Origin of the sequence: Pseudomonas sp. IT-P44 (genome assembly GCF_949768225.1) — a bacterium.
Classification (GTDB): Bacteria; Pseudomonadota; Gammaproteobacteria; order Pseudomonadales; family Pseudomonadaceae; genus Aquipseudomonas; species Aquipseudomonas migulae.
Window position 1 is genome coordinate 165,992 of sequence record NZ_CATKQM010000046.1, and the last position, 12,731, is coordinate 178,722.

The 12,731-nt window shown below is 59.8% G+C and carries 14 protein-coding genes; 9 read left to right on the forward strand and 5 right to left on the reverse strand.

Features of this window, described 5'->3' with window-relative positions; translation table 11 throughout:
* The first annotated feature begins 57 nt into the window (after positions 1-57).
* The 4 genes from ACM6IO_RS22225 to rlmF all read left to right on the forward strand — a co-directional run bounded on the left by ACM6IO_RS22225 (position 58) and on the right by rlmF (position 5,206).
* Positions 58-486, forward strand: a complete 429-nt coding sequence (locus ACM6IO_RS22225) for a DNA polymerase III subunit chi (protein ID WP_280162152.1) — start codon at positions 58-60, stop codon at positions 484-486.
* An 8-nt stretch (positions 487-494) separates the two neighbouring features.
* A complete protein-coding gene (locus tag ACM6IO_RS22230) occupies positions 495-884 on the forward strand; it encodes a DNA polymerase III subunit chi (RefSeq protein ID WP_223437194.1) in 390 nt (129 codons plus the stop codon).
* A gap of 223 nt (positions 885-1,107) precedes the next feature.
* A complete protein-coding gene (locus tag ACM6IO_RS22235) occupies positions 1,108-3,954 on the forward strand; it encodes a valine--tRNA ligase (protein WP_008042478.1) in 2,847 nt (948 codons plus the stop codon).
* A 226-nt stretch (positions 3,955-4,180) separates the two neighbouring features.
* Positions 4,181-5,206, forward strand: a complete 1,026-nt coding sequence (gene rlmF, locus ACM6IO_RS22240; protein ID WP_192228993.1) for a 23S rRNA (adenine(1618)-N(6))-methyltransferase RlmF — start codon at positions 4,181-4,183, stop codon at positions 5,204-5,206.
* A 217-nt stretch (positions 5,207-5,423) separates the two neighbouring features.
* Here the strand turns inward: rlmF and ACM6IO_RS22245 are convergent, their stop codons facing one another.
* Positions 5,424-5,705: an HU family DNA-binding protein gene (locus tag ACM6IO_RS22245; RefSeq protein WP_007905514.1), complete on the reverse strand. Its 282-nt coding sequence runs from the start codon at positions 5,703-5,705 to the stop codon at positions 5,424-5,426.
* Positions 5,706-6,111: 406 nt separating this feature from the next.
* On the opposite strand from ACM6IO_RS22245, the gene yejK reads away from it, so the two are divergent.
* Both yejK and ACM6IO_RS22255 read left to right on the forward strand, forming a co-directional pair.
* The gene (gene yejK / locus ACM6IO_RS22250; RefSeq protein WP_008026670.1) at positions 6,112-7,116 is read left to right on the forward strand and encodes a nucleoid-associated protein YejK; all 1,005 of its coding nucleotides are present in this window, start codon (positions 6,112-6,114) and stop codon (positions 7,114-7,116) included.
* A complete protein-coding gene (locus ACM6IO_RS22255) occupies positions 7,116-7,466 on the forward strand; it encodes a glutaredoxin family protein (protein WP_414912241.1) in 351 nt (116 codons plus the stop codon). The genes yejK and ACM6IO_RS22255 overlap by 1 nt, the downstream gene beginning before the upstream one ends.
* Before the next feature lie 124 nt (positions 7,467-7,590).
* On the opposite strand, the gene ACM6IO_RS22260 is transcribed toward ACM6IO_RS22255, so the two are convergent.
* The 4 genes from ACM6IO_RS22260 to ACM6IO_RS22275 all read right to left on the reverse strand — a co-directional run bounded on the left by ACM6IO_RS22260 (position 7,591) and on the right by ACM6IO_RS22275 (position 10,193).
* Positions 7,591-8,526 carry a glutathione S-transferase family protein gene (locus ACM6IO_RS22260; RefSeq protein ID WP_414912242.1) on the reverse strand — a complete coding sequence of 312 codons (936 nt, stop codon included), beginning with the start codon at positions 8,524-8,526 and terminating at the stop codon, positions 7,591-7,593.
* A gap of 88 nt (positions 8,527-8,614) precedes the next feature.
* Complete coding sequence (locus tag ACM6IO_RS22265; protein WP_192228991.1) at positions 8,615-8,935, reverse strand: GIY-YIG nuclease family protein; 321 nt, start codon at positions 8,933-8,935, stop codon at positions 8,615-8,617.
* Between the two features lie 40 nt (positions 8,936-8,975).
* A complete protein-coding gene (locus ACM6IO_RS22270; protein WP_008026662.1) occupies positions 8,976-9,446 on the reverse strand; it encodes a nuclear transport factor 2 family protein in 471 nt (156 codons plus the stop codon).
* A 114-nt stretch (positions 9,447-9,560) separates the two neighbouring features.
* The gene (locus ACM6IO_RS22275; protein ID WP_414912243.1) at positions 9,561-10,193 is read right to left on the reverse strand and encodes a response regulator; all 633 of its coding nucleotides are present in this window, start codon (positions 10,191-10,193) and stop codon (positions 9,561-9,563) included.
* 354 nt (positions 10,194-10,547) lie between these two features.
* Between ACM6IO_RS22275 and ACM6IO_RS22280 the strand changes: the two genes are divergently transcribed.
* The 3 genes from ACM6IO_RS22280 (at position 10,548) to ACM6IO_RS22290 (ending at position 12,628) form a co-directional block, all read left to right on the forward strand.
* Positions 10,548-11,174, forward strand: coding sequence for a DUF1120 domain-containing protein (locus ACM6IO_RS22280; RefSeq protein WP_414912244.1), 627 nt, complete (start codon positions 10,548-10,550; stop codon positions 11,172-11,174).
* Positions 11,175-11,240: 66 nt separating this feature from the next.
* A complete protein-coding gene (locus ACM6IO_RS22285) occupies positions 11,241-11,861 on the forward strand; it encodes a DUF1120 domain-containing protein (protein ID WP_192228988.1) in 621 nt (206 codons plus the stop codon).
* A gap of 50 nt (positions 11,862-11,911) precedes the next feature.
* Positions 11,912-12,628 carry a fimbria/pilus chaperone family protein gene (locus tag ACM6IO_RS22290; RefSeq protein ID WP_192228987.1) on the forward strand — a complete coding sequence of 239 codons (717 nt, stop codon included), beginning with the start codon at positions 11,912-11,914 and terminating at the stop codon, positions 12,626-12,628.
* Positions 12,629-12,731: the final 103 nt, after the last annotated feature.

Below are 12,731 nucleotides of genomic sequence, written 5' to 3' on the forward strand. Positions count from 1 at the left end.
CGATGACCTCGGGCGGCGTTGCTTTCGGGCGACGCCGCCTGGGGCTCAGGAACCGCAATGACCAAAGTCGACTTCTATATCCTGCCCAGCGCCGACCCTTCGGCACGGCTGGATTTCGCCTGCAAGCTCACCGATAAAGCCTGGCGCATGGGCCATCGCATCTACCTGCATTGCAGCGACGCCGCCCAGCGTGACGATCTCGATGCGCGCCTGTGGGCCTTCAAGGGCGAAAGCTTCGTGCCCCACGGCCCCGCCGAAAGCGAGCCGGACGGTTTGATTGTGCTGGGTCTTGGCGATGACTGCGGTCAACATCAGGATTTGCTGGTCAACCTCGACCTGAAAGTCCCGACCTTCGCCAACAAATTCGCCCGGGTGGCGGAAGTGGTGGTGGAGGATCCGGCGATACGCACGGCTGCGCGGGAGAGTTTCCGTTTCTACCGCGAACAGGGCTATCCTCTGCAAGATCACCGTTTACAGCGACTCTGAGCATTCCGATGGACACTCCAAAACCGCTGCAAAAGTCCGCGCACCTGCTGGACGACCTTGAGTCGATCCGCCAATTGCTCGGCGATGACAACCTGCAACCACCGCTGCTGACCGACACGGTCGACGATGGAGAGCAGGAACAGATTCCGATGTTGTTCGACACGGTCAGCGCCAGTCAGCCCACCGTCGCACCGACGCCAGTCGCCGCTGCCGCGCAACCGGCACCCGCTGCAACCAAAGGTCCAGACGACCTGCTGCACCTGGACAGCGAACTGCGCGCCGCCGCGCAATTGATCATGCAAGACGTGATCGACGACTTCGCCCCGCACATCGAAACCGAAATCAAACGCCGCCTCAGCGCGCGCCTTGAGCGGTTGTTGAGCCAGTACAACGACTGAACCCAACACAAATCCCCTGTGGGAGCGGGCTTGCTCGCGAAGGCGTCGTATCAGTCAGCACAAATGTTGAATGTCAGACCGCTTTCGCGAGCAAGCCCGCTCCCACATTGGTTTCGTGCCGTTTTTGATACTGCGCCCTGTCCGCCCCCGCTCGCCCTGCGCCCCATGCCCCGCTATACTCGTCGGCTTTTCCTGAATTAATGCCAATAGGGTCCCGCCGCGCATGGATAAGACCTACCAGCCGCACGCCATTGAAACTTCCTGGTACAACACCTGGGAGTCTGAGAATTACTTCGCCCCGCAAGGCGCGGGCGAGTCCTACACCATCATGATCCCGCCGCCGAACGTCACCGGCAGCCTGCACATGGGTCACGGCTTCAACAACGCGATCATGGACGCCCTGATCCGTTTCCGCCGCATGCAGGGTCGCAACACCCTGTGGCAGCCGGGCACCGACCACGCCGGTATCGCCACGCAAATGCTGGTGGAACGCCAACTCGAAGCCCAGGGCCAGAATCGCCACGACCTGGGTCGTGAGAAATTCCTCGAGAAAGTCTGGGAATGGAAGGATCAGTCCGGCGGCAACATCAGCCGTCAGATCCGCCGTCTCGGCTCGTCCGTGGACTGGGGCCGCGAGCGCTTCACCATGGACGACGGTCTCTCGGAAGCGGTGAAAGAAGCGTTCGTGCGCCTGCACGAAGACGGCCTGATCTATCGCGGCAAGCGTCTGGTCAACTGGGACACCAAGTTGCACACGGCGATTTCCGACCTCGAAGTGGAAAACCACGACGAAAAAGGTTTCCTGTGGAACCTGAAGTACCCGCTGGCCGACGGCGCCAAGACCGCTGAAGGCAATGATTACCTGATCGTCGCGACCACTCGCCCGGAAACCATGCTCGGCGACGCCGCCGTCGCGGTTAACCCGAACGATGAACGCTACAAAGCCCTGATCGGCAAATTTGTCGAGCTGCCGCTGGTCGGCCGCCGCATCCCGATCATCGCCGACGATTACTGCGACCCTGAATTCGGCACCGGTTGCGTGAAAATCACCCCGGCCCACGATTTCAACGACTACGAAGTCGGCAAGCGCCACAACCTGCCGCTGCTGAACATCTTCGACAAGAACGCCGCCGTACTGCCGGCCTGCCAGGTGTTCAACCTCGACGGCACGCTGAACGAAAGCATCGACGGCAAGATCCCGGCTGAATACGTCGGCCTCGACCGCTTTGAAGCGCGCAAACAAATCGTTGCTGCGTTCGACGCCGCCGATCTGCTGGTCAGCGTCAACGATCACGCACTGAAGGTGCCGAAAGGCGACCGTTCCGGCACCATCATCGAGCCGTGGCTGACCGACCAGTGGTACGTGTCCACCAAACCTTTGGCTGAACCGGCGATTGCCGCTGTTGAAGACGGCCGTATCCAGTTCGTGCCTAAACAGTACGAAAACATGTACTTCTCGTGGATGCGCGACATCCAGGATTGGTGCATCAGCCGTCAACTGTGGTGGGGCCACCGGATTCCGGCCTGGTACGACGAGTCGGGCAAAGTCTACGTCGGTCGCGACGAAGCCGAAGTGCGTGCCAAGCACAACCTCGGCCCGGACGTTGCGCTGCAACAGGACAACGACGTTCTCGACACCTGGTTCAGTTCGGGCCTGTGGACATTCTCGACGCTCGGCTGGCCTGAGCAGACCGAATTCCTGAAGAAATTCCACTCCACCGACGTGTTGGTGACTGGCTTCGACATCATTTTCTTCTGGGTTGCCCGGATGATCATGCTCACCATGCACCTGGTGAAAAACGAAGACGGCACGCCGCAGGTTCCGTTCAAGACCGTTTACGTTCACGGTCTGGTTCGAGACGGCCAAGGCCAGAAAATGTCCAAGTCCAAGGGCAACGTCCTGGACCCGCTGGACATCATCGACGGTATCGAGCTGGAAGACCTGGTGCAGAAACGCACCTCCGGCATGATGCAGCCGAAACTGGCGAAAAAGATCGAGAAGCAGACCCGCGACGAGTTCGCCGACGGCATCGCCAGCTACGGCACCGACGCCCTGCGCTTCACCTTCTGCTCGCTGGCGTCCACCGGTCGCGACATCAAGTTCGACATGGGCCGCGTCGAAGGCTATCGCAACTTCTGCAACAAGATCTGGAACGCCGCGCGCTACGTGCTGGACAAGGGCGAAGACTGCGGCCAGAACGGCGAAGCCTACGAACTGTCGCTGGCAGATCGCTGGATCATCTCGCAGCTGCAACGCACCGAAGCCGAAGTGACCCGTCAACTCGACCAGTTCCGCTTCGACCTCGCGGCACAAGCCTTGTACGAGTTCATCTGGAACCAGTATTGCGACTGGTACCTGGAACTGTCCAAGCCTGTGCTGTGGGACGAAAACGCACCGGTCGAGCGCCAGCGCGGCACCCGTCGCACGCTGGTGCGCGTACTGGAAGTCGCGTTGCGCCTGGCGCACCCGTTCATGCCGTTCATCACCGAAGAAATCTGGCAGCGCATCGCGCCGCTGGCCGGTATCGAAGGCAAGACGATCATGCTGCAGCCTTGGCCAGTGGCCAATGAAGAGCGCATCGATCCGGCGGCCGAGAACGACATCGAGTGGCTCAAGGAACTGATGCTCGGCACGCGCAACATCCGTGGCGAGATGAACATCGGCCCGGGCAAGCCGCTGAACATTTTCCTGAAAAACGTCAGCGCCGAAGACCAGCGTCGTCTCACCGAGAACGAAGCCCTGTTGAAGAAACTGGCGCGTCTCGAATCGATCACCGTGTTGGCTGCCGGCGAAGAAGCACCGCTGTCCGCCACCGCGCTGGTGGGTGAGATGGAAGTGCTGGTGCCGATGGCCGGCCTGATCGACAAGGACGCCGAACTGGCACGTCTGGACAAGGAAATCCTGCGTCTGCAGGGCGAAGTCCAGCGCGTGGGCGGCAAGCTGTCCAACGCCGGTTTCGTCGACAAGGCTCCGGCCGAAGTCATCGAGAAGGAACGCGCCAAACTGGCTGAAGCCGAACAGGCTTTGGGCAAGCTGGCCGAGCAGCATGCGCGGATTGCCAGCCTGTAACGGCAAATCGCAATGAAAAAGGGAGGCCCAAGTGGCCTCCCTTTTTCATTCCCCCGCAGTCCTGTAGGAGCCGGCTTGCTGGCGATCCAGCCGGCGCGGTGCATCTGATCCACCGCGCCGCCTGGATCGCCAGCAAGCCGGCTCCTACAGAAACGCGCACCGCGTTGTGGCGATAGATATGGGACAATACCCGCCACTTTCAGCCATACCCGAATCGACAACGCCCATGACCGCCCCCCGCACACCCCGCCCTGCGCGCAAGAAGCCTGACCCCGCCACCCCGGCCAAAGCCGTGGAACCGCGTGAAAAGGCCAGCTTGCACCCGCGCAACCGCCATCAGGGTCGTTACGACTTCCCGGCGCTGATCAAAACCACGCCGGAACTGGCGAAGTTCGTGATCATTAACCCGTACGGCAAGGAAAGCATCGACTTCGCCAGCCCGGACGCGGTGCGGGTGTTCAACCGGGCGCTGCTGAAATCGTTCTATGGCATCGCCCATTGGGACATTCCGGCCGATTACCTCTGCCCGCCGGTGCCGGGCCGTGCTGATTACGTGCACTTCCTGGCCGACCTGCTGGCCGGCGTCAATGACGGCGAAATCCCGCGTGGTGCGCCGGTCAAGGTGCTCGACATCGGCATGGGCGCCAACTGCGTCTACCCGCTGATCGGCTACAGCGACTACCGCTGGCACTTCCTCGGTTCAGAAATCGACCCGACGGCCGTGGCCGCCGCCAAAGCCATCGTCCAGTCCAATGGTCTGAACAAGGCCATCCAGCTGCGCCAGCAGACCAATCCCAAGCACATTCTGCTGGGCTTGCTCGAACCCGGCGAACGCTTCGACCTGACCATGTGCAACCCGCCGTTCCACGCTTCGATGGACGAAGCAACCAAGGGCAGCGAGCGCAAATGGCGCGCCCTGGGCCGCGCCGACCCGAAACGCAAACTGCCGGTGCTGAACTTTGGTGGTCAGTCGGCCGAATTGTGGTGCGAAGGTGGCGAAGCCCGTTTTGTGACGCAGCTGATTGCCGAAAGCGCGCACTTTCAGCACAAAGTGCTGTGGTTCAGCACCCTGGTCTCGAAAGCCTCGAACCTGCCGGCGATTGAGACGGCGCTTAAAAAGGCCGGGGTTCTGGAAAGCCAGGTCGTGGAAATGTCCCAGGGCCAGAAGCAAAGCCGCTTCGTCGCGTGGACTTTCCAGACCAAATCCGAACAGCAGGTCTGGCGGCGCGAGCGTTGGGCCAGTAAAAGCTGATTAACTGACCAACAACGATTAACTGTGGGAGCGAGACCGGCTTGCCGGCGATGGCGGTGAATCAGTCGACATCATTGTTAACTGACACGCAGCCATCGCCGGCAAGCCGGTCTCGCTCCCACATTGGTTTTGCGGTGTTTGCGAGCCCAACGCCAAATCACAGGCACAAAAAAACCGTGCCCGGATCACTCCGGAGCACGGTTTTTTTTACTGCGTCTTACTTGTTAACAGCGTCGGTCAGGCCTTTGGCCACAACCAGCTTGATAACTTTCTTGGCAGCGATTTCGATGGCAGCGCCAGTCGAAGGGTTACGGCCGGTACGGGCAGGACGCTCAGTCACTTTCAGCTTGCCGATACCTGGCAGAGTGATTTCGCCGCCGTTTTCCAGCTGATCGGCAACGATTTGGCCCAGTTGGTCCAGAGCGTTACGCGCGGTGGTTTTTGGCGCGTCGATAGCTTCAGCGATGTCGGCGATCAGTTGGTCTTTAGTAAGAGCCATGTAGTGTTCCTTCCCTATCAAATTCATATGGATTGCAGAGTGCAGTGTCAGCCATCGAGCCCGATCTTCTGGATCTGGCACCCTCGGCCAATAACCACGGGATCGGGGTTATAGATACCGAAATCAGGGTTTGGTTCGACCTGACAAATGCTGAATGCACGCTTAACGCAGTGACTTCGCGTAAGACCGGGCAAAACTAGCACAGAGACGGGGAAATATCCGCCTCTTGCTACCCATTTGGTCAGCTTTATTGCTCTAAAACAGGAAAAAACTGCATAAGGGCCGTCGGTCGGCTACGAATTGCCCTTCGCACCGCGCCAAAACCAGTGGTTGCGGTACACTTGGCACTTTTTTGGGAGCCTGCCCTGCTCTCTCCAACCAGCCGTATCAAACAGCCGAGAAGCCCATGCCGATCCGTCATTGCATCGTCCACCTGATCGACAAAAAACCCGACGGCACGCCCGCAGTTCTCCACGCCCGCGACTCTGAACTGGCCGAGTCGAGCGCCATCGAGAACATGCTTGCCGACCTCAACGAGAGCTACAACGCCAAACAAGGCAAGGCCTGGGGTTTCTTCCATGCCGAATCCGGGGCGCACCCGTTCAGCGGCTGGCTGAAGGAGTACCTCGACGGCGGAAAGGACTTCACGGCGTTCAGCCGCGTGGCGGTGGAACACCTGCAGAAGCTGATGGAAGAGTCGAACCTCTCGGTGGGCGGCCACGTGCTGTTTGCGCATTACCAGCAGGGCATGACCGATTACCTGGCGATCGCGCTGCTGCACCACAGTGAAGGCGTTGCCGTGACCGATCAGCTGGACGTGACCCCGTCCCGCCACCTCGATCTGGGCCAGTTGCACCTCGCAGCGCGAATCAACGTCTCCGAGTGGCAGAACAACAAACAGTCCAAGCAGTACATTTCGTTCATCAAAGGCAAGAACGGCAAAAAGGTTTCGGAGTATTTCCGCGACTTCATCGGCTGCCAGGAAGGCGTCGACGGCCCGGGTGAAACCCGCACCCTGCTCAAGGCGTTCAGCGACTTCGTGGAAAGCGAAGATTTGCCGGAAGAGTCCGCCCGCGAAAAAACCAAGACCCTGGTGGATTACGCCAGCAGCCAGGCAAAAATGGGTGAACCCATGGGCCTGGAAGAACTCTCGGAGCTGATCGACGAAGAGCGCCCAAAAGCCTTCTACGATCACATTCGCAACAAGGACTACGGGCTTTCGCCTGAGATCCCGGCGGATAAACGCACCCTGAACCAGTTCCGCCGCTTTACCGGTCGCGCCGAGGGTCTGTCGATCAGCTTCGAAGCGCACCTGCTGGGTTCGAAGATCGAATACGACGAAGAAGCCGGCACGCTGATCATCAAAGGCCTGCCGACTCAGCTGACTGACCAGCTCAAGCGACGCAACTGATGCTGGGCAGCGTGCTGAAGAAATTCCTGCTGATCCTGCTGGTGGTTGTGGTTTATCAGAACTGGGGCAAGATCGAGCGGGTGTTCAACCCCTCGCAGGTGGTGTCGGAGCAGACTCAGGCCAAGGCTAACGTCGTGCTCTATGCGACTGAGTGGTGTGGTTACTGCAAACTGACCCGGCGCTTTCTTGATCAGAAAGGCATTCCGTACAAGGAATTCGACATCGAGAAAGACGCCGAGGCGCGCAAGGCTTATGAAGCGTTGGGTGGTGGCGGGATTCCGATCATCGACGTCAACGGAACGCTGATTCGCGGGTATGACCCGGATACCATCCTCACGGCCTTGAAATGAGTAAAAACCCTGTAGGAGCGAGCGGTGCGGCGACCCGACTTGCCCGCGAAGAACGATGACGCGGTGTAACTGTTGAACCGTGTCATCGTTCTTCGCGGGCAAGCCTCGCTCCTACAGGTAATTCTCAGCGTTTTTCAATACGAAACCCGAACCGCGGAAAGTGCACATGCACCACCCCGCCACGTTCGTCTTCACGGCGCAGAATCAATTCCTCACGCCCGGCAAACAGCAACTCCCCGGCCACCGGATCAACACCGTAATCGGTCGCCGTGATAGCCACCTGCTGACCCGCCTCAAACCCGTTCGGCTCTTCGAACTGCTCATCCGGCAATGCGGCAGGCGTAGCATTACGCGCCACCGCCAGCGCGTCCTCGGATGTCATCTCGCTGAACGCACCATGCCCGAAACCCAAGACCCGTGCATGCCACGCGGCAACCGCCGGGTACGCATCGACCAGCGGTGCAGTCACCGGTGTCGCTTTCAGGAACCACAGCGAATGAGCCAGGGCGAAGTCGGCAATCGACGGTTCACCGAACAGGAAGTCGCCCTGCTCGCGCTGCAGCTGTTGCTCCAGGCGTGCCATGATCGTCGGCCATTGGTGCCGCGCCTGTTCGGCCGACAACTTTGTCGCACTGCCACCGCTGAAAAAACTGGCGCGATCGGCGAGGAACGCCTTGATTGCTTCCGGCGGCAAATGGCCGAAACGCACCGCGACCGACGCTGGCTGAAACACCAGGCTCACGGCATGCTGGAACACCACCGAATCCGCCCACGCGGCGAAGCTCGCGGTGATCATTTCCTGACCTTCCGGGAAGAACGCCGGCAAGGCTTTTTCCTGCTCCAGTCGACGAGCGATCAGCGACGTGTCGCAATAAATATCCGCACCAATCTGCAACACCGGCGTCTTGCGATAGCCACCGGTCAAAGCCGTCAGATCGGGTTTTGGCATCACCGGCGAGATCTTCACCGAGCGCCAGGACAGGCCCTTGAAGCCCAGCAGCAGGCGGGCCTTTTCGGCGAAAGGGGACGTCGGGTAATGATGAAGAATCAACTCGGACATGCTCGGCTCCGCCGCACGAATCAGGAATCTGCAGCTTAGCGCGCAATCCGCGAGCAGCCTACAGATCTGCCTGATGGGAACTGATCAATCAGATTGATAAGTCCGCAGCAAAGGTCGCCACCAGACATTCCTTGGCGCTTTTCTTGAGTTTTTTGATCAGCCGTTCCTGGCGCAGCGCTTCGCTTTTGTCGCGGCAGACTTCGGTGTAGACCAAGGCCACCGCCGGGCTGGAAAGGAAGAACCGCGCGCCTTTGCCGCTCTGGTGAGTGGCGAAGCGGCGGACGGGATCGTCGCTGATCCCGCAGTAGAGCGAACCGTTGGCCGCGCGAACGAGGTAGACGAACCAGGGTTTGCTGACGGGCAGCGTCGGTTCGGCGGCAATGGCGGCGGGTTCGCTCGGCGTGTTCACGTGACGATCAGGGCTTGAAAGAAAACAAGCCGCGATCTTATCAGCGACTGGCCTGAAATGCCTTCAGCCCCTTCAAGGCCTGAGCGCGAACGGCGTTTCTCACCAGCGGCGTCCAGCCCAGCAGCAGGCCCTTGAACCCCAGCGCCTGACGCGACCAGGTCCACAGATCAAAACGGTCGTGATGCTCGCAGATCTTGCCGTCGCGAAACACAAAACGCGCCTGAATGTCGTTGACCACGGTATTGCCGGTCTGGCTGAACAGGTACGTCGCCACCCAATGCGCGCCGCCGCTGCGATCATCGCTGCGCACGTTGTCGAAAGTCAGGGAAAAATCCTTGGCACGAGTGGTGAGCATGCGCCACATGTCGCCCGCGTCACGCCCGCGCAACTCGCCAAATGCCGGATCACTGAACACCACGTCGTCGGTGTAGCAGGCGCTCATGGCCTCGGCATCCAGGCGCTGGAAGGCCTCATAGAATCGGGTGATCAAGGCGTTGTGGGCATCACTCATGGGCAAGCTCCCTGGTTTGAAAATGGGTTTCGTAGAATTGCCTGCACGATAGTCAACTAATGAACGGAACACTACCGGCATTCGTGGCGGGAATACCCTCAGGTGTGCCGAAGCCTAATGCACCATGCCACTCTCACGGGCATACGCAAACAGGTCCACATCCGTGGAAATGCCCAGCCGCTGCATGGCCATGTTTTTCTGTTTGCTGATGGTCGATACGCTGCGTTTGAAGTAGCCGGCGATTTCACTGACGGTCATTCCGCTGGCGAGCATTCTGACCACCTCGTGCTCTTTTGCCGACAGCGCAGCGCAACTCGACCGGGCCCGGGCGTCGGCCTGAAGCAGTGCCGTGCGCAACGACTCGCTGATGTACCGGCGCCCTTCAGACACGGATTTTATCGCCATCGGCAACTCCTTCGCCGACGCGCCTTTGGCGATGATCGCCACCACGCCATGTGCGAACGCCGCCCTCAGCGTGGTGACGTTGGCAAACATCGTGACTAGAATGATCGGCATCGTCGGGTAGCCACGTCGCACCCGGCTCAGCATCTTCAGCCCGTCGGCCTGCAAGTTGCCCGGCATGCAAAAGTCGGTGATCAACAGATCACAAGGCGTCGTGCACAGCAGGCTCAACAGGCTGTCGGGACCATCAGCCTCCCCCACCACCACACATGTCCGGTTCAGATCGACGAGCATCCGCAAGCCGATACGAACGACCGGATGGTCGTCAGCAATGATTACGCGCATTGTCGGATTTATCCTGTTTGGTGACTGGAATGCGCGAAAAATAGCGCCGTCCTGTTCCTACCACAACGCCCTTTCCCGACCGTAAAACCGCATCGCCCAATGTAATCGGGGGGGTGTTCTTTCTCCTATAAAACAAAAAGAACCGCCCTACGCTTACAAGCTACATCGGCCACACAGAAGGACTACAGACAACGCGATGCAGGAGGGCGATTTGTAGCCCGCAACACGTTTTCATACACCGGGCCGTTCGTTTTCGTATTAGTTGCATTCCGCCTGGCTACTTCGATCGATAGATTGCGCCCTGTCCATAACAGGGCAACTCCCAACAATCGTTCATCAAGGAAGAGCCAACACATGAACAAGCGTTTATCCCTTCTGACTGCTGCTTTGCTGCTGACTGGTGCCTCGTCGGCGTTTGCGGCGTCCAGTACTGACCTGACTGTGACGGGCATCATCACTCCTGTTGCGTGCACACCGAGCCTGGCCAATGGTGGCGTCGTCGATTACGGAAAAAGATCCGCGAAAGACCTGAATCCGACCACACCCACTCACCTCGGAGTGGAGATCCTTCAATTGAACGTGAACTGCAATGCCTCCACACGGTTTGCAATCAGCACTTTCGACAACAGGGAAAACACCGCTAGCGGTGCTAGCTTCGGTTTGGGCCTGATCAATACGAATGAAAAACTAGGCGGATACGATCTGGGGTTCCGAAACCCGGTCGCCGATGCCCCTGTATCAGTTTTATGGTCGGGAAATGAGGGCGACACTTGGGATCGGTTCGACGCTGACACCGTCATCGCACCTCATCACTGGATCGCGTTTGGAACCCGTACAGACACTGTCTGGGCACCTGACTTCCTCCAAAACGTGACGCTGGATGTAGCGATTGACACCATCATCGCCCCCGCCAACAGCCTGACCCTCACCGACGAAGTCACACTCGACGGCTCCGCAACGCTCCAGATCGAGTACCTGTAACCCTCCGTCATCAACGAGCAACGCCAGCCCCACGGCGTTGCCCGCTCACTCAAAGGACGACCCATCATGGACAGATGCTCCCTCGCTCTATTGACGCCCCTGTTGATCACCTGCGCTCCCGTGGCCTTGGCCGCCAGCAGTACCGACCTGAGCGTCACCGGCCTGATCACCCCCAGCGCCTGCACACCCAGCCTGTCCGATGGAGGCATCGTCGACCACGGCAAATTGACAGTAAAAGACCTGAAACCGGACCAGCCCACAGCCCTGGAAAACGGCACGCTGTACCTGGACGTGAACTGCGATGGCGCCACGCCGTTTACCCTGACGACGATCGACAACCGCGAAGGCTCTTCCGCCTTCCACCCTCATAGTCACGGACTGGGCGTCGTCAACGACGACCAGAACCTGGGCAGTGTCAGGTTCGGCCTGTTCGATACGGTGGCCGATGGGGCGACGGTGAGAACCATCATCTCCCTCAACGACGGTGCCACCTGGCGAGTGTCTTCCTACCTGGGGCACGCCGGCCGGACCGCGTTCGCGGCGTTGACCGACCTGACCACACCGATCGCCATCAAGGATTTGCGTGCGCGGCTCACGGCGTTTACCACCATCGTTCGCGCGAATGACCTGACGCTGACCGACGAAATCCCCATCGACGGGCATGTCACCGTGCAGTTGAACTATTGATAGGCCGGTGTTCCCGGCTCCATTTTTTCGAATATTCAACGAGACACTTCATGACGATGTTTTCCAGAGTCACCCGTCATCTGTTCCATTCCAGCCTCGGCGCATTTGCCCTGCTGCTGAGCGCACAGGCTCAGGCCGACGGCATGGTGCCGAACACTTCCGTGGTCATCGTCAACGAGGCCGACGGCGAAGCGTCCGTGTCCGTGACCAACACCGATGCCAACCTGGCGTTGATGCACGTCACCCTCGAAGACATTGCCGAGGACGGCGAATCGCTGGTGTTCGTGACGCCGCCGCTGGCGCGCGTCGAAGCGGGCAAAACCCAATTGGTGCGGTTTATTCTGCAATCGGAAAAGCCCCTGCTCACTCAGCGTTTGAAACGGGTGATCTTTGAAGGCATCCCCCAGGGCAAAGCCCCCGCCGAAGCCGGGCAGGCCCGAGTCGGCGTGACGGTGCGCCAGAACTTGCCGGTGATCCTGCACCCCAAAGGCCTGGCGCCCAATCGCACGCCGTGGACCGACCTGCAATGGTCGCTGAAGGACGGTCAACTGACCGTGCGCAACGACACGCCTTATGTGGTCCGCCTGGGCCAGGAGGTGCAATTGTTGCCGGCGGCGGTCAACGCAATGTTGCCGAAAACCTACGTGCTGCCCGGTGAGCACATCAGCATCAAGGTGCCCGAAGGCGCCGCCACGCAGGTGCGCTTTCAACCGGCAACGGTCTACGGTTTTGCGGTGCCGCATTACGAGGCGCCCATCCAGTCCTGAACCGCCGTGACGGCGTCATTCAGGAACGATGAGCGCCCATGTTTCAAGGCGACGGCCATCTGGTCGTTGCCACAGGCGCGCCGGTAGCCGCACGCCGCAATAA